Source organism: Sorangium sp. So ce1014 (assembly GCF_051521505.1).
Classification (GTDB): domain Bacteria; phylum Myxococcota_A; class Polyangia; order Polyangiales; family Polyangiaceae; genus Sorangium.
Genome location: NZ_CP150356.1, coordinates 9,462,692 through 9,481,729, shown reverse-complemented (window position 1 = coordinate 9,481,729; position 19,038 = coordinate 9,462,692). Strand labels below are relative to the sequence as shown.

Annotated in this window: 15 protein-coding genes; 6 read left to right on the top strand and 9 right to left on the bottom strand. The window is 71.9% G+C overall.

Annotation, left to right across the window (positions count from 1 at the left end; translation table 11 throughout):
• Positions 1–13 precede the first annotated feature (13 nt).
• The 6 genes from WME75_RS35970 to WME75_RS35945 all read left to right on the top strand — a co-directional run bounded on the left by WME75_RS35970 (position 14) and on the right by WME75_RS35945 (position 8,914).
• A complete protein-coding gene (locus tag WME75_RS35970) occupies positions 14–2,515 on the top strand; it encodes a beta-glucosidase (RefSeq protein WP_437480536.1) in 2,502 nt (833 codons plus the stop codon).
• Between the two features lie 511 nt (positions 2,516–3,026).
• Positions 3,027–4,766, top strand: coding sequence for a serine/threonine-protein kinase (locus WME75_RS35965; protein WP_437480534.1), 1,740 nt, complete (start codon positions 3,027–3,029; stop codon positions 4,764–4,766).
• Positions 4,767–4,773: 7 nt separating this feature from the next.
• The gene (locus WME75_RS35960; RefSeq protein ID WP_437480532.1) at positions 4,774–5,565 is read left to right on the top strand and encodes a hypothetical protein; all 792 of its coding nucleotides are present in this window, start codon (positions 4,774–4,776) and stop codon (positions 5,563–5,565) included.
• Positions 5,562–6,536 carry a hypothetical protein gene (locus WME75_RS35955; protein WP_437480529.1) on the top strand — a complete coding sequence of 325 codons (975 nt, stop codon included), beginning with the start codon at positions 5,562–5,564 and terminating at the stop codon, positions 6,534–6,536. Before WME75_RS35960 ends, WME75_RS35955 begins: the two co-directional genes overlap by 4 nt.
• Positions 6,537–6,772: 236 nt before the next feature.
• Complete coding sequence (locus tag WME75_RS35950; RefSeq protein ID WP_437480526.1) at positions 6,773–7,843, top strand: Kelch repeat-containing protein; 1,071 nt, start codon at positions 6,773–6,775, stop codon at positions 7,841–7,843.
• A 78-nt stretch (positions 7,844–7,921) separates the two neighbouring features.
• The gene (locus WME75_RS35945; RefSeq protein ID WP_437480524.1) at positions 7,922–8,914 is read left to right on the top strand and encodes an alpha/beta hydrolase; all 993 of its coding nucleotides are present in this window, start codon (positions 7,922–7,924) and stop codon (positions 8,912–8,914) included.
• 70 nt (positions 8,915–8,984) lie between these two features.
• Here WME75_RS35945 and WME75_RS35940 read toward each other — a convergent pair whose 3' ends face one another.
• The 9 genes from WME75_RS35940 to WME75_RS35900 form a co-directional block, all read right to left on the bottom strand.
• Complete coding sequence (locus WME75_RS35940) at positions 8,985–9,479, bottom strand: PDZ domain-containing protein (RefSeq protein WP_437480521.1); 495 nt, start codon at positions 9,477–9,479, stop codon at positions 8,985–8,987.
• Positions 9,480–9,677: 198 nt separating this feature from the next.
• Complete coding sequence (locus WME75_RS35935; protein WP_437480518.1) at positions 9,678–11,276, bottom strand: FAD-binding oxidoreductase; 1,599 nt, start codon at positions 11,274–11,276, stop codon at positions 9,678–9,680.
• A gap of 83 nt (positions 11,277–11,359) precedes the next feature.
• Positions 11,360–12,895: a SulP family inorganic anion transporter gene (locus WME75_RS35930; protein ID WP_437480515.1), complete on the bottom strand. Its 1,536-nt coding sequence runs from the start codon at positions 12,893–12,895 to the stop codon at positions 11,360–11,362.
• A gap of 154 nt (positions 12,896–13,049) precedes the next feature.
• Positions 13,050–13,718 (bottom strand): carbonic anhydrase, encoded by a 669-nt coding sequence (locus WME75_RS35925; protein ID WP_437480512.1) that lies wholly within the window; start codon positions 13,716–13,718, stop codon positions 13,050–13,052.
• A 658-nt stretch (positions 13,719–14,376) separates the two neighbouring features.
• Positions 14,377–14,802, bottom strand: a complete 426-nt coding sequence (locus tag WME75_RS35920) for an HIT family protein (protein WP_437480509.1) — start codon at positions 14,800–14,802, stop codon at positions 14,377–14,379.
• 78 nt (positions 14,803–14,880) lie between these two features.
• The gene (locus WME75_RS35915; RefSeq protein ID WP_437480506.1) at positions 14,881–15,834 is read right to left on the bottom strand and encodes a hypothetical protein; all 954 of its coding nucleotides are present in this window, start codon (positions 15,832–15,834) and stop codon (positions 14,881–14,883) included.
• A gap of 97 nt (positions 15,835–15,931) precedes the next feature.
• The gene (locus WME75_RS35910; protein WP_437480503.1) at positions 15,932–16,891 is read right to left on the bottom strand and encodes a hypothetical protein; all 960 of its coding nucleotides are present in this window, start codon (positions 16,889–16,891) and stop codon (positions 15,932–15,934) included.
• A gap of 142 nt (positions 16,892–17,033) precedes the next feature.
• The gene (locus WME75_RS35905; protein WP_437480500.1) at positions 17,034–18,473 is read right to left on the bottom strand and encodes an AI-2E family transporter; all 1,440 of its coding nucleotides are present in this window, start codon (positions 18,471–18,473) and stop codon (positions 17,034–17,036) included.
• Positions 18,470–19,021: an HIT family protein gene (locus WME75_RS35900; protein WP_437480498.1), complete on the bottom strand. Its 552-nt coding sequence runs from the start codon at positions 19,019–19,021 to the stop codon at positions 18,470–18,472. The genes WME75_RS35905 and WME75_RS35900 overlap by 4 nt, the downstream gene beginning before the upstream one ends.
• Positions 19,022–19,038 lie beyond the last annotated feature (17 nt).

Below are 19,038 nucleotides of genomic sequence, written 5' to 3'. Positions count from 1 at the left end.
TCCAGGAGGGTCCATGGCCGTCGCCGACTCGCTATCCGCTCATCCCCAGAAGACCGATCATCCGCCCGAGGCCGTCGAGCGGCGGGTGGCGGACGCCCTCGGCGCGCTGTCGCTCGAGCAGAAGGTCCGCCTGCTGACGGGCGCCGATTTCTGGAGCACCTACCCTGAGCCCGCCATCGGCCTGCGCCGCATGGTCGTCTCGGACGGCCCGGTCGGCGTGCGCGGCGAGCACTGGGACGAGCGCGATCCCTCGGTGAGCCTCCCCTCCGCCACCGCCCTCGCCGCCACATGGGATGAGGCCCTCCTGGAGCGCCTCGGCGCCTTGCTGGCGTCCGAGGCGCGGCGCAAGGGCGTCGATGTCGTCCTCGGGCCGACGGTCAACCTGCACCGCAGCCCGCTCGGCGGCAGGCACTTCGAGTGCTTCTCCGAGGACCCGCTGCTCACCGGTCGGATCGGCGCGGCCTACGTCCGGGGGCTGCAGGCCCACGGCGTCGGCGCCACCCCCAAGCATTACGTGGCCAACGACTCCGAGACCGAGCGGTTCACCGTCGATGTCCGCGTCGATCAGCGCACGCTGCGCGAGCTCTACCTCGCGCCCTTCGAGCGGATGGTCGTCGGCGCGCGCGCGTGGCTCGTGATGGCCTCGTACAACGCCGTCAATGGCGCGACCATGACCGAGAACGCCCTGCTCGACGTGCCGCTCAAGGACGAGTGGGGTTTCGACGGGGTCGTGATCTCGGACTGGACCGCGACCCGGTCCACCGAGGCCGCAGCCCGCGCGGCGCTGGACCTCGTCATGCCTGGCCCGGAAGGGCCGTGGGGCCGGGCGCTCGTCGCCGCGGTCCAGAGCGGCGCGGTGCCCGAGAAGGCCATCGACGACAAGGTCCGCCGCCTCCTGCGCCTCGCCGCCCGGGTCGGCGCGCTCGAGGGCGTCGCGCCGGCCGCCCCCGCCCCCGCCCAGCTCCCCGCCGCCGAGGCCGCCCGGCTTGTCCGCGAGGCCGCCGCGGCCGGCATGGTGCTCGTGCGCAACCAGGGCGACGCGCTCCCCCTCGACGCGGCCAGCCTGCGGCGCGTCGCCGTGATCGGCCCCGGCGCCGCGCAGGGGCGGATCCAGGGCGGCGGCAGCGCCAGCGTGCACCCGCACTACGCCGTCTCGCCGCTCGACGGGCTGCGCGCCGCGCTCGGCCAGCGCGCCGAGGTGCTCCACGCGCTCGGCACCCGCATCCACGAGGGCCTCGTGCCGGTGGCCGGAGACCAGGTGGTCGACCCCGTGACCGGCACAGCCGGCGTGCACGTGCGGCTCCTCGACGCCAGGGGCCACGTCGTGCACGAGGAGCATCGCGACGTGGGGCGCCTCACGTTCATCGGGGACGAGCGCGCGACGCGGGCCGCGACCATCGAGGTGACGGCGCGGTTCCGCGCCGCCGAGGCGGGCCGCTACCGGATCGGCGTGGCCGGCGTGGGCGCCTACCGCCTCGCCGGCGGCGGGCAGGTCCTCTTCGACGGGATGATCGCGCCGGACAAGGACGACCTCGCCGCGGCCCTGCTCGCCCCGCCGCAGCGGGCGGCCGAGCTGTCCCTCGCCGCCGGCCAGGAGATCGACCTCGCCCTCGCGCACTCGGTCTTTCCGGGCACGATCGCGGTGGCGTTCTCCCTCGGCGCCGAGGTCCCCGCGCTGCCCGACGACGAGGAGCTCGCGCGCGCCGTGGAGCTCGCGCGCTCCTCCGACGTGGCGATCGTTGTCGTCGGCACCACCGAGGCGATCGAGAGCGAGGGCTTCGACCGGAGCACGCTTGCGCTCCCCGGCCGCCAGGACGAGCTGGTCCGCGCCGTCGCGGCCGTGAACCCCCGGACGATCGTGCTTGTGAACTCCGGCGGGCCGGTGACCCTGCCCTGGCGCGACGAGGTGGCCGCGGTGCTCCTCACGTGGTTCCCGGGCCAGGAGCTCGGCAACGCCGCCGCCGACGTGCTGCTCGGCGCCGTGGAGCCCGGCGGCCGTCTGCCCACGACGTGGCCGTCGCGCGACGAGGACGTGCCCGTGCTCTCGACGAAGCCCGAGAACGGCAAGCTGGTCTATGTCGAGGGGCTGCACGTCGGGTACCGGGCCTGGGCCCGCGCCGGCGTCACCCCGGCCTACCCGTTCGGGCACGGCCTGGGCTACACGCGCTGGGAGATCGTCGACATGGCCGCGCCGGCGAGCGTCGCCGCCGGCGCGGCGGTCGAGGTGCGGGTGCAGGTCCGCAATGTCGGGACCCGCCGCGGCCGTCACATGATCCAGCTCTACCTGTCGCGGCCGGGCTCTGCGGTCGAGCGCCCCCTGCTCTGGCTGGCCGGCTTCGCCTCCGTCGAGGCCGAGCCCGACCAGACGGCCGAGGTCGTCGCCACCGTCGAGCCGCGGGCCTTTGCGCACTGGGCGGCAGGTCGCTGGCAGGTCGAGCCCGGCGTGTTCACGCTGCACGCGGGGCACTCGGCCACCGTCCTGACGAGACAGACCGCGGTGAACGTGGGCGCCTGAGGGCCTGAGGGCGCGCCGGCGTGGGCCTGCGAGGCTCCCGGTGATGGGGACTCACGGCCAGCGCGACGCAGGGTGGTGGCCGGATCGGAGCATGAAGGCGGGGAGGCGGGAAGAAAAGATCAAGGATCTTCCCGCCTTCATGTGCATCACTCCGGGCAAATAGGGCCACCCCCCGACGCAGGGGGCTCTCGCAGGGCTCGATTCGATCAACCTGGGATCGAAGCGCTGGAGATGGCCAGGGAGGGGGCCTCGCTCCCTCTTGAAATGCTCCGGTGCAAATTGCCTCAGCGTGACCGATGCGCGCGACGGATCCCCCGCTGAGCATGAGGATTCTTGCTCTTCTGGCCGCGAGATTTGCGCGAGAGGGAGCGCCCGAGCGCCGAGCTCGCCTCGGGGGGCGCGGGCGAGGGGGTGCTGGCCGGGTGTTTCGTCGCTTTGGCGCCGGCGAAGGCCGGGGATCGGCCGATGGTTCGCCATTTGCTTACGATGAACGATGAGTGAAAGGCGACTCATGAAGGAAAAGCACCCTGTCCCCGGCCAGAGCGGATCGTTCGCCAGAAGAGGCGATGCGAGCACGGGGGGGGTCTCGTCCTGCGTTCGCGGGTTGCCGCAGCGGGAGCGCGCCGTGGGCGAGGTCCTCGCGGGCAAGTACCAGATCGTGGGGCAGCTGGGCGCCGGGGGCATGGGCAGCGTGTGGCGGGCGCGCAGCTTGTGGCTCGACGTCGACGTGGCGATCAAGGTGCTCCACGAGGAGCAGTTCGACGCGCACGCCGCCGAGCGCCTGCTCCGGGAGGCGCGCGCGACGGCGAGGCTAGGTCATCCGGCGATCGTGCGCGTGTTCGATTTCGGCGAGACCGACTCGGGTGAGCCGTTCCTGGTGATGGAGCTCCTCGAGGGCACGTCGCTCTCGAGCTGGCTGGAGACGAGGGGCCGCATACCGGCGGAGCAGGCGGTCCAGATGCTCTTGCCGGTGGCGTGCGCCCTCGCGGCTGCGCACGCGCAGAGCATCGTCCATCGCGATATCAAGCCTGCCAATATCCTCGTCGTGTCCGACGGGGCGGGCGGCTATGTCCCGAAGGTCGTCGACTTCGGCATTGCCAAGCTGGCCAACGCGGCGAGCCCCGCGATCACGCAACGAGGGATGATCGTCGGCAGCCCGGAGTACATGTCGCCGGAGCAGGCCGACGGCCAGCTGGAGGTCGGGGAGCAGACCGACGTCTGGGCGTTCAGCGTGGTTCTTTACGAGCTCATCACCGGACGTCGGCCGTTCAGCGGGGAGAACCTGGGCGCGGTGATCGCGGCGATCTTCAGCAAGGAGCCGGTGCCGACGACCCAGCTCGGCGCCGGCGACGAGGAGCTCTGGTCGATCCTCCGGCGAGGCCTGGCCAAGTCGCCGGCCGAGCGGTGGCCGAGCATGCGGTCGCTCGGCCGCGCCCTGGCGTCCTGGGCCGTCGAGCGCGGGGTCACGGCGGACGTGGCCGGCACGTCGCTCGCGCACCAGTGGCTCGCGCGGGGGGTCGACGCGCCGCTCACCGCGGAGCGGGCCGCGCCGGTCTTCGCGGCGACCGGCGCCGTCTCCGCGCCGGCGGCGCCGCGCCTGGCCGGTGCAGGGAAGACGCTGCTCGCGTCGCCCGCGGCCACGCCGGCCGGGCGTCGGGGAGGCACGATCAAGATGCCCGCGGCCCTGCGCGGCGCGCCGAGCGGGATCGCGCCCTCGCCGCGGCTTCAGAAGGCGCTCCTCGTCGGGGTGCTGGCTGCCTTCGTCGCGCCCGTGGTCGTGGTCATGGGGTTGAGCCTGCGGGGTGGAGGCGCTGGCGCCGCGCAGCCGGCGGTCGCGGCCGCCGCCGCTGCGCCTGCCGGCGAGCCGGTCGTGGCGCTGGCCCTGCAGGCGGCGCCCCCGGCGGCGCCCTCCGCCGTCGACATCGTGCCCGCTGACGGTGGGGCGCCGCGCGTGAACGCTCGTGAGATGGCCGTGCGGGGCGCACCGGCAAGCGAGCCGCCGACGCACCCGGCCGAGCCGGCTGAGCCGTGGGACGAGGCGGTCGATCCATGGGACGAGATCGAGCTGTCCGCGTCATCGGCCGAGTCGCCCGCCCAGCAGCTCGACCCGAGCGCGCAGCGGGCCGAGCCCAGCGTGCAGCGGGCCGAGCCCAGCGTGCAGCGGGTGGAGCGGCGCGCTCCGCGGGTCGAGCCGCCGCGTCCGGTGCCTGCGTCCACGTCCATGCCGCTGCCGGCGGCGCCCGACTTCTGAGGTGATCATGCGCAATCCTGGGGTGAAGCTCCGCTCCGTTCGCGGCACCGGCGACCTGCTGGTCCTCCTGATCGCGCTCGTCGCGGCCCCGCTCGGGCCTGGCGGCTGCTCCGCGCTGATCGGCGCGGAGCTGTCCGACAAGGACGACGAGACCGAGGACCCCGGGGGGCCGGAGGCTCAGGCCGGCGACGGGAGCGGCGGCGGCGATCTCAGCAGGAGCAGCGGCGCGAGCACGAGCAGCACCGGGAACGCCGGTAGCGGCGAGAGCGCCGGCGGCGGCGAGAGCGCCGGCGGCGGCGAGAGCGCCGGCGGCGGCGAGAGCGCCGGCGGCGGCGAGAGCGCGAGCAGCGGGGGCGGCGCGAGCGGGGGCGGCGAGGGCGCCGCGAGCAGCGCGGGGAGCGGCGGTGGCGAGAGCGCGAGCGGCGCTGGTGCGAGCGGCGGGAGCGCAACCGGCAGCGCGAGCAGCGGCAGCGCGAGCAGCGGCACTGGCGGTGCGAGCAGCGAAACCGGCGCCGGCGGTGCGAGCAGCGAAACCGGCGCCGGCGGTGCGAGCAGCGAAACCGGCGCCGGCGGTGCGAGCAGCGAAACCGGCGCCGGCGGTGCGACCAGCGGGAGCGGCGGGGGCGCAAGCAGCAGCGGCTCGGGCAGCGCAGCGACCTGCAATGGCCACTTCGCCGATTGCGACGGGGACGCGGCGCACCATTGCGAAACCAACCTGTGGAACAACGACGAGCACTGCGGCGCTTGCGACAACCGATGTCCAGACGGCACCGACTGCCGGCAGGGAGAGTGTCAGTGAGGCCGCGTTCTCCTGCTCGCGCCGGACGGACATTCGTCGCCCTCGTCGCGGCGCTGCTCCTGGCTGCAGCAGCCCCGTGCCCTGCGGCGGCGCAGGGCACGGGCGATGTGACTGCGGCGCGCGTGCTGTTCGTCCAGGGCGCGAAGCTCGCCCGGGAGGGGCGCTGGGAGGAGGCGCGGGCGCTGTATTCCCGGTCGCTGGCGATCAAGGCGATGCCCCTCACGCGGTACAGCCTCGGCGTCGCGCAGAAGGAGACCGGGCACCTCGCCGACGCGCTCGCCAGCTTCCGCGCATTCCTGGCGGAGCCGGCGACGCCGACGACGGAGCCCTATGTCGGGCCGGCGCGGGGGGCCGTCGTGGCGCTCGAAGGGCGCGTCGGCCGGGTGACGCTCGCCGTCCGGCCCGGCAAGATCGAAAGGCTCGCGCTGGCCCTGGATGGCAAGCCGCTGCGGGCGGCCCCGGGTCAGGTCCTCGAGCTGGACCCGGGCGCGTACGAGGTCGCGGCGAGCGCTCCGGGGTTCCGCGCTGCGGTTGCCCGGTTCAGCGTCGGCGCTGGCGGCTCGGTCGAGGTCCCGCTCGCGCTCGCGCCCGCGCCCGCGCCCGCCGCGACCGTACAGGCTTCGGCTGCCCGGGAGGGGCTGCCTCCGCTGGCCGACCCCTCCGAGGGATCCTCGAGTCGGACGCTCCCGTTCGTCGTCATGGGCGTGGGCGGCGCGCTCTTCGCCGGCGGAGCCGTCCTCGGCCTCGCCGGCTGGAAGCAGGCGGGCGATGCGCGCTCGAGCACGGGCTCGGACGCGAGCTCCGCGCGGGCCAAGGGGATCGTCGGCGACGTCCTCGGCGGCGTCGGCGTCGCGACCGTGGGCATCGGGCTCTACCTGCTTCTGAACGAGCCAGCGCCGAGCACCCCCAAGGCGGGCTCCGTGACCCCGTGGCTGAGCGCGTCGGGCGCGGGCGTCGAAATGCGGCTCTGACCCGCATGACCCGCGCCACGGGCGTAGCCTGTCCTCGGCGAGATCCAATCAGCGGTCACGGAGAGAATGTTTCGATCGGTGCACCATCGCGCTGACTCGCCGCTGGAGGCAGGGGTATGAAGAATTTCTCGGCGCAGGGCGTGGACCGTTCCGTCCGTGGGGAGCGCCCGGGCGGGGTTCCTGGCGCAGCTCGCACGCGCAAACCGCCGCGGCACCTCGCCGTCGTCTTGGCGGCGATGACGGTCGTTCTGTTTGCGGCAGAAGCCGGGGCTTCCGGCACGTGGACCCAGCGGGTCACATCCGGTCCGGCGCCGACCGAGCGCTCGACCCCCGCGGTCGCCGCGCTCGGCGACGCCGTCTACCTGTTCGGCGGCATGAAGGACGACTTCTCGACCTTCGAGAACACGTTCTATAACGACCTCTATCGATTCGACACCTCGCTCGATTCCTGGGAGCTGCTCGATCCCGCGGGGGACCTGCCGCCGCCGCGCGTGTTCGCCGGCGCGGCCGGCGACGACTGCAACAACCTGATGCTGGTGTTCGGCGGGGCGACGTACAGCCCCGATTTCTCCGATTTCGTGGCCCACGACGATCTCTGGGCTTACGACGCCGACGCGGACGCCTGGATCGAGCTCCACCCCGCGAATGCCGGGCCGGTCGGCCGGTCCCGCCCGAATGTCTGGCTCACCGGCGGGAAGCTGTACGTCTTCGGCGGGGTGACCAGCACCTTCGATTTCATGAATGATCTCTGGGTGTACGACCTGGCGTCGAACCGGTGGAAGGAGCTCGTGCCCGCCGGCGCTCCCGGCGCGCCGCGCGGCCGGCACGAAGCGATGGCCGGGGCGGCGCCGATCCGGGGCAAGCTGACGCTGTACGGCGGCGAGACGCTGGGCGCGGCAGGCTTCGAGATGCTGGACGACACCTGGGAGTTCGATCTGCGCACCCGCCGGTGGACCGATGTGACGCCGCGCGCGCGGCGCGACATCACGCCGCCGCGCAACTACGGCGCCGCGGCCGTGATCGGCTCGAACCTGTACCTGCAAGGAGGTGACGTGTCGGGCGGGTCGTCGGGCTGCGGCGCGCCGTTCGAGCAGAACCCGATCGCGGAGCTCTGGCGGTACAACGCGAACAACCGGAAGTGGACCCAGCTGTCGCCGGGCGGCGATCCGCTGGTCAAGCTCAAGCGACATGTCGCCGCCGAAGTGAACGGCAGCATGTACGTGTTCTCGGGGTGGGGCTTCGAGTGCGACGGCGACGTCGGCCCCGGTCAGCTCTGGAACCGCGACGTCTATTCGTTCGATCCCTGAGCGGGGGCAGGAGAACGCCGCGCCACGGCGAGCGCGCCGCGCTACCCGGCGGCAGCGCGGAAATGGTACTGCGCGCTCATGCGCTCGCTCGCGATGGTGCTGTCCCTGGCCGCGCTCCTGGCCGCGGGCGCGCCCGCTTCGGCCAGGGGCGACGATGCCGGCCAGCCTCCGGCAGGCGCGCCCGCGCCGCCGCAGGCTGCTCCCCCTGCGGGCGCGCCCGCGCCCCCGCGGGCCGCGCCCCCCCAGGCGGTGCTTCCTGCGGGCGCGCCCGCGCCCCCGCGGGCCGCGCCCCCGCCGGCGGTGCTTCCTGCGGAGGCGCCCGCGCCCCCGCAGGCCTCGGCGGCGGCGCGGTGGTGCGCGCCGGAGCTCGCCTCGCTGCCCGGTGAGGCGTGCGCCTTCCTGCCGGCCAGAGCGGCGCCTGGCCCGCGCGTGCTCGTGATCTTCCTGCACGGCGTCGTTCAGCCCGATTCAGGGTGGCAGTGGGCCCAACAGCGGGGCGCGGCGCGGGCCGGCGCCCGGCACGGCGTCGCCGTGATGATGCCGCGCGGCCGGCGAGGGATCGGGCCGAAGACGATGGAAGACTGGTGGTGCTGGCCCACCGCCGCCGCCGCGCAGGCGGCCCACGAGGACGCGTTGCTCGCCGGGTGGGACGCGGCGCGCGTGGAGCTCGAGCGGCGCGCGGGCGGGCGCTTCGAGCAAGTGCTCGTGTTCGGCTTCTCGAACGGCGCGTACTACGCGACGTCGCTGGCGATGCGCGGGCGGCTGCCGGTCGACGGGTACGCGGCGTTCGCGGGCGGCTCGGGCGCGCGTTACCTGGAGCGGGCGGGCGCGCGGACCAGGCTGCGCGTCCCGGTCTTCGTCGGCTGGGGCGGCAAGGACCCGGCGCACCGCGACCAGGTGGCGCTCGCAAAGATGCTCCGCCGGCTGAAGTGGCCTTCGAGGTCGCTCGGCAAGAAGCGCGCGGGGCACGCGATGACCGACGATCAGGTCGACCAGGCGTTCGCGTTCCTGCGCGGCAAGCGAGGCGGGGTCGAGGAGCCCGGCAGCGGGCGCGGAGCTCGTCCGCGATGAGGGACGCACAGCCAGCCGCCTCGGATGGACCGCCCGCCCGCGCGCGCCCGCGGCGGACGCGAGAGCCCGCTCAGCCGCCGCCGACAGGCCCGCCCTGCGCCGCTGCGCCGGCCGGCGTGGGCGCCGGGGCGTCGCCGGCCGGCATCTGGAGCATCGCGTAGTCGATCGTCGTCTCGTTGCGCAGCACGGTGAGCACCACCATGTCCCCGGGCGCGCAGGCGCGCAGGTAGCTCTCCAGCCCTGTCATCGAGTGGACGGGTCGCCCGTCGACCGCGAGGATCACGTCGCCCGGCTCCAGCAAGGGGGACGTGAAGCTGCGGATATCGATGCTCGCGATCCTCACGCCATCGCCTGCGGTCGGCTGGATCGTGAGGTGCCACGGCGCCGGGACCACGGTCGCTGTCGGCGCGGGGCGCGACGGCTTCTCTCGTTGCGCGGTCTCCGCCGCGCTCGCCGGCGCGGCTGCTCGCGGCTGCGCGGCGTCCGCGCGCGGCTGCGTGGCCTCGACGCGCGGGCAGTCACCGCGGCAAGCGGCGACCGCCAGCGGGACCAGCGGGGTGAGCACGCGGGATAACCGCCGAGCCCACCCGTACGTGCCGCGCGCACCGGGGGGTCGATCTCGCTGCTGACTTGTGTGCATGGCCTCTCGGCGCCCCCGGCCTCCCAGCCTCCCGAAGTGCAAGATCCCAACCAGCGATCCTCCGCCGCTGTCCGGGCCGTTGGAGGACAGCAGGGCGGAGATCCGTCCCGCAGCGCGCCGCGATCACGTGCGGGCGAGCCGTGGCGCTGGACGGAAGTGCGCGGGGAACACCCGCTCGAGGAACTCGTTGCGCAGGAGCCCGTCGGGATCGACGAGCTCCTTCAGCCGGACGAACTCCGGGAGCGCGTGCGCGTACATCGCCTGGAGATGCTCCGCTGTCGCGTGGACGTTCTTCACCAGATAGACCCGCCCGCCGAGCTCGAGGGTGTGCGCGCTGAGCTCGGTGAGCCGCAGGCGGATACGGCACACGCTGTCTTCATCGCTGCCCGCGAACGCGACCGTGACCGCGAACCCGTCGGCCCCGTAATTCGCCGACAGGAGGAACCGGTCGCCCTGGATGTGGAGCACATCGAGCAGCAGCGGCGGCGTTCCGTCTCGGGTCGCTATCTCATGGATCCTGTTGATGAAATCGACGAGTCGCCGCAGGCTGTCCTCCGGGGCGCCCGGGTCGTAGGGGATCATGAAGGTCTGCTGCACCGTGATCATCGGCGCCCCGAGGGCCTGTCCGATGCGGTTCGCGAGGACGTTGCCGTCCATGAAGAACAGAAAGCCCATGAGCTCGTCGACGTTCGGGCGCGAGACATCGAAGACGAAGCGGTCGATGATCGTCCAGACTCCCTGGCTCACCACGGACGTGCGCATCAGCCACTCGATCGGGACGCGGAGCGGGTACCCGCGGCGGTGGTTCAGCAGCGGGCGGAGCTCGTGCGACGTCCCCGCGACGTACCGCGACCGCAGGACCATGCTCTTGCTCCCGGCGAGGGTGTGGAAGGCGATGGAGTAGAGCGCCTCGGGGACCCATCCGTCCTCGACCGCGCTCCCTCCCTCGGAGGGCAGGAGCTGCTCGGCGCGCGGGACGAGCATCGCGGCGAGCTCGTCGAGCGACCCGCAGCGCGTCGCCTGGGTCACGACCCGGATCGGGGTCCCTGCAGGCGCGACGCGCGCGATGCGGTACGTGACGTCGAGCACCGCGCCGAGGTAGCCGAGCCCGCCGATCACCGCGTGAAACAGCGCGCTCGTCGGCTCGTCGCGGCTCAGGGAGAGCAGCTGCCCGTCCAGGGTGAGGAGCGTCAGCCGCTCGACGTAATGCCCTTCCTTGCCGCCGATCCCCGAGAAGCGAGAGAGGCAGTCTCCGGAGACCGTGCCTCCCGCGGTGGCGTGGCTCGTCGACACAACCGTGTACGGCACGAACCCGCGGGCGGCGAGCTCACGGGCGATGGCTCCCCACGGGGTGCCGGCGCCCACGGTCATCTGCGCGCCCTCCTCGTCGATCTCGATGGAGGTGAAGCCCGTCATCGAGATCACGAGGTCGTCGTTCAGCGCCTGCCCGTCGAACGACTGGGCCCCGGCGCGGAACGTGATCCTGCGCCCTGTCCGCCTCGCCATGCCGAACAGCACCCTGAGCTCCTCGACCGACGCCGGGGTGTACAGGTCTCCACACGAGTGGTGCTGCCCGCCATAGCCCTGGAGCATGCAGAGCGGCTTTCGAGGGATCTCGTCGAGCCGCGGCGGCAGCGGTGCGCCCCCGACGTACGCGGCCCCCCCGCCCTCGCCCCCTCGCGCGGATCGCCGGTGCGCCCCGCTGACGAATCGAGCGACCACGATCAACCCGAGGCGGGCAGGAGGGAAACCTTGTCTATCGTATCGACCGGTTCGAGGGCAGGGCGCATCCCGCCAGCGTCGCTCTAAAGGCCGCGGATTTCTACGTGGATATTTCGCCGCGGCGCGGACTGCTGGAAGCGGCGGATGAGCTCCGCGACGTCGTGGTCGATGTAGGACGCGTTCTGGGCGTCGACGACCACGTGGGTGTCGCTCGGCAGCCGCTCGAACAGCGCGACGAGCTTGCCCTGGGTGAAGAAGTAGGCCGCCTTGTTGAACCGGATCGTCACGCGCGCCCCCTCGTGGATCACGTCGAAGACGCGGGACATCTGGGTCCTCAGCACGAAGAGGACGCCGATCGCGAGGCCGATGGCGATGCCCTTCAGGAGGTCGGTCAGCACGATGGCCACGATCGTCACCACGAACGGGATGAAGTGGTTCCAGCCGAGCTTGTGCATCTCGGCGAAGATCTTGGGCTTGGCCAGCTTGTAGCCGGTGACGAGCAGGATGGTCGCGAGGCACGCGAGCGGGATGTGCGAGAGCAGCCCTGCGGCGAAGACCACCGCGAGCAGGAGCAGCGCGCCGTGCGTGAAGGCGGAGACCCGCGTGCGCGCGCCGGCGTTCGTGTTGGCGCTGCTGCGGACGATGACCGACGTGACCGGCAGACCTCCGGCGAACCCGGAGAGCATGTTGGCGAGCCCCTGCGCGACGAGCTCCCGGTTCGGCGGCGACTTGCGGTGCCACGGATCGATCCGGTCCACGGCCTCCAGGTTGAGCAGCGTCTCGAGGCTGGCCACGATCGCGAGGGTCACGCCCAGCACCCAGACATCGGGCCGCAGGATCGCGGACCAGTCCGGCAGCTGGAGGACGCTGAGCAGGCTCTGCGCGCCGTCGCCCATCGGCAGCGACACGAGGTGCTTCTGCTCGAGGGCGAGCGACGGGACCGCCGCCTTGAACAGCTCGTTGCCGAGCGTGGCGGCGACCACGGCGATGAGCGGCGCGGGCAGCCAGGAGATCTTCGCGAAGCGCGTCTTCTCCCACCCGATCAGGATGCCCAGGCAGACGGCGCTGATGAGGAACGCGCCCCACTCGATCGCCTGCGGCGCCTGGGCCAGCATCGTGAAGGTGTTGCCGCCCTCGGCCTGGAACGACTCGGAGGCGAAGTTGTCCTGGTCGTAGCCGATGGCGTGGGGGAGCTGCTTCAGGATGAGCAGGACGCCGATGGCCGCGAGCATCCCCTTGATGACCGAGGAGGGGAAGAAGTGGCTGATCGCGCCGGCCTTCAGCAAGCCGAGCGCGAGCTGCAGGACGCCGCCGATGACCACGGCCATCGCGAAGGCCTGGAAGCTCTGCAGGGTGGCGATGCCCGCGACCACGATGGCCGCGAGCCCCGCCGCCGGGCCGCTCACGCTGAGCGCGGAGCGGCTCACGAGCGGGATGACGAGCCCTCCCACGACCCCGGCCACGATGCCGGACAGGAGAGGGGCCCCGGACGCAAGCGCGATGCCCAGGCAGAGCGGCAGGGCGACGAGGAAGACGACGAGCCCTGCGGGGACGTCGTACTTGAGGTTTGCTCTCAGGCGCGGGTCGAGCGGCGGCGCGTTGTCCGCAGGGGGCGCCACCTGGATGGGGATTGCTGTTGCGCTGTCAGGGACGCCAGCAATATCGGTACGTAAATCTGCGCGCTCCGCTCCGGCGCTCGCTTGGATGGCATTCGGGAACTGCATTGAACGGGTCCTCTTTCCAGTGATCCTTGGTTCAGTGCCTGTGAGGTGCTCAGCCGGCGCGCCGGTAGACCGTGGTCTCCGGCAACGCCGACGGGGGCGCCGCCTCGCAGATGGGCCCGAATTGCCCGGTCGAATGCTCGAACTGATAGACCTGCCCTGTCTCGATCTTGAAGACCCACGCGTAGACCGAGAGCTCGCCGCGCGCGAGCCGCGCACGCACCGTCGGGTGCGTCCTGAGATTCTCGATCTGGGCGAGCACGTTCTCCTCCACCGTGATCGTCAGCCGATCCTCCCCCTCGATGTGCGGGTAGTTCTCCTGCACCAGGCGGCGGGTCAGCTCCGCGTGCTGGAGCCACCCCTTGACCGCCGGCAGCTCGTCGAGACCCGCGGGATGGAGCAGCCCGCGCATCGCCCCGCACAGCGTGTGGCCGCAGACGATGATGTGCTTGATCCCCAGGTGCGCGACCGCGAACTCGATCGCCGCGGCCTCGCTGCCGTTGCTCGCGCCGTACGGCGGCACGATGTTGCCGACGTTGCGCACGATGAAGATGTCGCCCGGCTGGGTCTGCGTGATGAGGTTCGGGTTGATCCGGCTATCCGAGCACGTGATGAACATGGCCTCGGGCCGCTGACCCGTCGCCAGGTGGCGGAAGAGATCCTGATGTGTGCGGCAAACCTCGGCGTGGAACTTGTGCAACCCGTCAGCGAGCTTCTGCATGGAACAAACCCTCTCGTTGACCGCGCCGATTCAGCGCGGCAGTCGTCGTGAACACCTCCGGTTTCCAGATCCTCCGCGCCCGGCCGCGAGCGGCCTCAGCCACGGAGCTAGGCGATCAATTCAGGAAACGTGGTGGAGGACGACGAAAAGGAGGGCGAGGGACGGGCGACGCGAGGCGGGGGGGCCGGAGATCCGCCACGAGGGCGACCCGCGCCCGCCCCCCACCGTCGCTCGGCACCGCGTGGAGCGCGCGGCGGTGATGGGACGACCCGCGGAACGGCAGGTGTAGCCCCGCGAGATCACCCTGCTCGATCTCGATGGATCCGCCTCGAAACGCTCCCGAAACATCCGAGTTGCTCGCTTCGATGATGCTGAGATTCCCCCGTACCAGCGTAATTGGGGCGAGGATCAGCGCGAAGAGCAGCGCGAGCCGAGGGAAAAATGACCGGAAACTCAGCATCGTTCAGGGATGGATAGAGCGTCGGCCGTTGGAACCAGGGTAGAACGCAGTCTATTCCCTAACCTGGCAGCGGACTTGGTGCGTAGCAAGATGCCACGACGCACAACCGTGTGTGGCAGAATGCCGCGGTCAGGGACGGACGCCTCTCGCCTGAGCCAGGCCGGCACCACGTCCAGATAACCGTTACTGCGACGGATTTCAACCTTCAGACAACGACGTCACGATGGCGTCACGAAGACCGTGCATCTCGCGCTCACCCGCATATTTGTAACGAGGCCAGAAGAAGCCCTTGAGACCGTCCTTCTGACGGCGCGGGACCACATGGACGTGCAAGTGCGGGACGCTCTGACTGACGCGGTTGTTGATCGCGACGAAGAAGCCGTCCGCTGAGCACGCCGACTCCACGGCGCGCGCGAGCCGCTGGGCGGTCATGAAGAGGGGTCCAACGAGCTCCGACGGAAGGTCCGTGAGCACCTCGTGATGAACGCGCGGGATGAGCAGGCAGTGACCCGGGAAGAGCGGGCGGGCGTCCAGGAACGCCATCACCTCCGGCTCGTCGAGCACGACATAGGCCGGCGTTTCGCCCCGGGCGATGCTGCAGAAGACGCAAGGTCGAGCGGGCATGGCGGCCTCGATCGGCGATGCGGCGCCGCCTGCCCAGCGTCAACCCTGGTTCGGGTGCGTCATACGGTCGCAGCGCGATCAGTGGCTCGCGAGGATCTCGTCGATCGACCCATGGGCGGCGGGCTCGCGCGTCCAGTAGTCGAGCAGCCGCCCGCCCGCCGTCATCCAGGCCCGGTCGAAGCGGCCGTCCTGCGACGTGATCCGCGCGATGTGGTCGCCGCCGTGGAACGCCCAGTGGCGGCCCGTGTTGTCGAAGTGGTCGATGAGCGCACCCTGCCGCGTCTTCACGTGGAGGGCGTCGGCCGGATCGTCCCAGGAGGTGTCGACGATGAGCTCGTAGACCTGCCAGAGATTGCCGGACGGGAGAACACCCCAGTCCACATTGAGCCCGGAGTCGTTCGGGAGCCCGAAGACGAAGCAATGGGGCATGCGCCTCGCGGCGTGCCAGAGGTCGCCGTTGCGGCTCGGCTCGTGGTGGAGCGTCACGAGCGTGTTGCGCGCGAGGCCGAGCCCGTCGCAGTCCTCCGGGCTGTCCCACACCCGGCGGAAGAGGTGCTGGCAGAGCTGGTCGGCTCCGGCGGAGAACCCGACCGTGAGCAGGCCCCGCTGCCGGCGCTCGTGCAGGACGCGCCCGAACTTGCCGGGCTCGCCCTCGAACAGGGCGCCGAGCTGCTTGTAGCGCCAGAGCCCCGTCGTGCTGTAGCCGCCGCCGAGGATCACCACCTCGGACGAGCCGAGGAGGTGCCAGAGCACGTCGACGTCCTCCCGCCGCAGGTCGCGGGTCCAGTAGAACGGCACGGGCTCGAGGCCGAACCGCTCGTAGAACCGGAAGAACCAGCGGAAGTTGCCGTACGCGAACTCCTGCCGCTCGAGCTCGTTGCCGTCGCGGGGCGCCTCGGACATCGGCAGGAACAGGACGCGCTTGTTGTCCCGCCCTGCCAGGGCGCGCTGCGCGATGTAGTCGTTGTGGATGACGTTGCAGCGGCTGTGCGAGCTGTAGATCAGCGCGGTCCCTCTCATCAGGTCGCGCATGTGAGCCGCTCCGCGCGCCCCGCGTCAAGGGGCCGCGCGCGGCGGACCGGCGTGGCGGCGGGCGCGGTCCGTGCGGTCGACCCCGGCCGGCCGCCGCTCAGCCGCGCCTCACCTGCTGCATCTTGCGAGGGACGGCGCCGGATCGCATCAGCATGTCGAACGCCTCCTTCTCGAGCATCGGGTGCACGCCGCGCGGCGGCACGCCCATGGGGCTCTTCTTCTTCGTGACGAAGCCGCTCAGGTACTGCGGGTTGAGCGCGCTCAGGCTCCGCAGGGTGGTCTTCATCTGCTTCGTGTTGTTCGCCCACGCGTAGGCGAACGCCCGCGAGCGGAGCAGCTGCGGCTTGAGCTCGGCGAACGCCTCGTCGTTCGGATCGTACGTCTCGAGCAGCTCGACCGCCTTCGTCGCCTGGCCGGTGCGGGCCCACGCCTCGCCGACGATGGCGGCCATCATGGCGCGGATCTTCGGCTCCTTGTGGCGGCTCATGTCGATCTTGTCGACGAGCATCCGCGCCTCGTCCGTCTCGCTCAGGATGAGGTGGATCATGCCGCGCTGGGCGCGCGCTTCGTCGGCCATGGGGGCCATCACCTTGTCGAGGTTGATGGTCTCCAGCGTCCGGAGCGCGGCGCGCGGGTCCTCCTGCATCTGGAGCTGCGCCTTCGCGAACGTCGCGGCCGCGTCGTCCTTCTTGAACTCCGTGTCGAGCTTGGCGATCGCGTCCTTGCGCGCCTCGGCGGTGCCGGCGGTCTGCACGATCTGCGCGACGGCGCGCGTCCTTGTCGCGAAGCGCAGCGCCCACAGGATGACGCCCGCGACGATGACCGTCAGGACGCCGGCGATCGCCTTCGGCCAGATCCCCGGGATGGCCAGGGCGATGGCCCAGACGATGAGCGCCGGGATGCCGACGCGGAGGGCGAGCGAGCGCGGGTTCAGCTGGGCGAGCGGATCGGCCGGCGGCTTTCCGCTGCGGAGCGCCGAGATGGCCTGCTCGCGCTGCTGCTTGGGGCTCTGCTTCTTCGGGGTCGGGGTCAGGGTGGGTTTGCCGGGGTTCTTCATCGAGGTCGTGGATCCGACGTTCCCGCTCCGCGGGGCGCGGGCTCTCATAGCCGGCTTGCGCGGGAGCGGCCAGCACGAGCGGGCAGGCGAGCCGTCCGGCCCCCTCCCCGGGGGGCCTGCGGGATCGTGGTGTGGGGGACGGTCAGGTGGCGGGGTCGCTCGCGCGGGGGGCGGGGTCCGGATCGGCGCCGGAGGAGGGGAGGGGGGTCATGGCAGGGCCGACCGTCTCGAAGCCGCGCAGCGGGGGGAGCGGCTCGATCGAGGGGGTGACGAACTGCGCGCCGCGCTGCGGGGGGATCGTGGCCGTCGGGTCGGCGAGGCCGAGCGTGGACTCGCGGAAGTGGAGGAAGATCGTCTGCGCGATCGACAGGCACGGGACCGCGAAGAGCGCGCCGGTGATCTGGAAGAAGTGCTCGCCGATGAGCAGCGCGAGCACCACGAGGACAGGGTGGATCTTCGCCGAGTCGCCGATGATCTTCGGGTTCAGGAAGTTCGCCTCGAGCTGGTGGATGCCCACGATCCACGCGAGCACGCCGGCCGCCGTGCCGAACGACTGCGTGAGGCCGATGGCGACCGCCGGGATCGAGCTCAGGATCGAGCCGAAGATCGGGATCAGCGACATCACCGCCGCGAGGACCGAGAGGATCGGCCAGTACTTGAGGTCGAAGAGCCAGAAGCCGATCGCGGAGAGGACGCCGTTCACGAGGCAGATGAGGAGCTGACCGCGGACGACGCCGGAGAGGCCCCGGTCGAGCCGGCGCAGGAAACGATCGAACGAGTCGCGCGAGATCGGGTGCCAGAGCTCGCGGAAGAAGCGGAAGATCTTCTCGTGCGTGAGGATGATGTACCCGGCGAGCATCAACGTCATGAAGAGGTTGAAGATGCCGCGCGAGATGGCGGTCGCGATGGCCTGGCCGATCCGCAGGACCGTGAGCGAGTTCTCCTTGAGGTAGTCGGCCGCCTTCTCGTACCCCTCCTGGAGCATGTTCGCGCTGGAGAGCGGGTGCTTCGGGCGCGTCTGCGCGATCTGCCAGATGCCGTCGCCCGTCTCGCGGATCTCGACGTCGTCGGCGATGCGCACGTCGAAGGAGCCGTCCGGGCCGGGCGTGATGCGGACCGGCGGGCGCTCGGCGCCCTCCTCTGCGGGCGCGGCGATCGAGCCGGGCGGCGCGGCGGGCTCGTCGAGCGCCCGCTCCGGCGCGGCCTCGGGCTGCGCCAGAGGCTCGCGGCCCGACCAGCGGCGGAGCCGCACGTCGAGCGCGGGCAGGTACTCCTCGCGGAGCCGCGCGGCGAGCCGCGGCGCCTCGACGGTGAGCGCCTTCCCCTCGGCGACGAGGCGCGGGACGCTGAGGGCGAAGAAGCCGCCGACGCCGGAGAGCACGAGGGCGTAGACGACGAGGATGGCGGCCCACCGCGGGACGCGCGCGCGCTCGAGCCGGAGGACCGCCGGCGTGAGCACGTAGGCCACGACGAGCGCGAGCACGAAGGGGAGCAGCACCGCGTGGGCGACGATGAGCAACGCCACCGTGAGGACGGCGCTGATCGTCAGGAACACGGTGCGCCGCGAGAGGCCCTCGCTCACAGCGCCCCGCCGCGCGACGCCGGGCCCGGGACGCCGTCGTCAACGAGCGACGCGGGCAGGTCGGCGAAGAAGCCGAGCAGGTGATCGCGCGTCGCCTCGAGCGCCTGCGGCACGACGCGCGCGTCGGCGATCACCGGCATGAAGTTCGTGTCGCCGGGCCAGCGCGGGACGATGTGCACATGCAGGTGCTCGGCGATGCCGGCGCCCGCGGCGGTGCCAAGGTTGATCCCGACGTTCATGCCCTCGCACCTGAGCGCGGCGCGCAGGCGGGTCGTCGACTCGCGCACGAGGCGAAAGAGCGCCTCGTGGTCGGCCGGATCGAGCGCGTCGAGCGAGGCGACGTGCGCGTGCGGGACGATGAGGAGGTGGCCCGACGCGAACGGGTAGCGGTTGAGCATGACGAACGCGCGGCGGGTCGTGGCCACGACCAGCCGGTCGCGCTGTTCTTGCTCGAATGCGCGGGGAATGCCGCAGAAGATGCAGTCGGCGTGGCCCTTCGGCGCAAGGATGTACTCGATGCGCCAGGGCGCCCACAGGGGGTTACCCATGTCGCGGAGACGCTAGC

What these genes read in the sequence shown, in the direction of transcription:
- WME75_RS35970 (WP_437480536.1), top strand. Translation starts at nt 14, where the DNA reads ATGGCCGTCGCCGACTCGCTATCCGCTCATCCCCAGAAGACCGATCAT.
- WME75_RS35965 (WP_437480534.1), top strand. Translation starts at nt 3,027, where the DNA reads ATGAAGGAAAAGCACCCTGTCCCCGGCCAGAGCGGATCGTTCGCCAGA.
- WME75_RS35960 (WP_437480532.1), top strand. Translation starts at nt 4,774, where the DNA reads ATGCGCAATCCTGGGGTGAAGCTCCGCTCCGTTCGCGGCACCGGCGAC.
- WME75_RS35950 (WP_437480526.1), top strand. Translation starts at nt 6,773, where the DNA reads ATGACGGTCGTTCTGTTTGCGGCAGAAGCCGGGGCTTCCGGCACGTGG.
- WME75_RS35945 (WP_437480524.1), top strand. Translation starts at nt 7,922, where the DNA reads ATGCGCTCGCTCGCGATGGTGCTGTCCCTGGCCGCGCTCCTGGCCGCG.
- WME75_RS35925 (WP_437480512.1), bottom strand. Translation starts at nt 13,718, where the DNA reads ATGCAGAAGCTCGCTGACGGGTTGCACAAGTTCCACGCCGAGGTTTGC.
- WME75_RS35920 (WP_437480509.1), bottom strand. Translation starts at nt 14,802, where the DNA reads ATGCCCGCTCGACCTTGCGTCTTCTGCAGCATCGCCCGGGGCGAAACG.
- WME75_RS35915 (WP_437480506.1), bottom strand. Translation starts at nt 15,834, where the DNA reads ATGCGCGACCTGATGAGAGGGACCGCGCTGATCTACAGCTCGCACAGC.
- WME75_RS35910 (WP_437480503.1), bottom strand. Translation starts at nt 16,891, where the DNA reads ATGAAGAACCCCGGCAAACCCACCCTGACCCCGACCCCGAAGAAGCAG.
- WME75_RS35900 (WP_437480498.1), bottom strand. Translation starts at nt 19,021, where the DNA reads ATGGGTAACCCCCTGTGGGCGCCCTGGCGCATCGAGTACATCCTTGCG.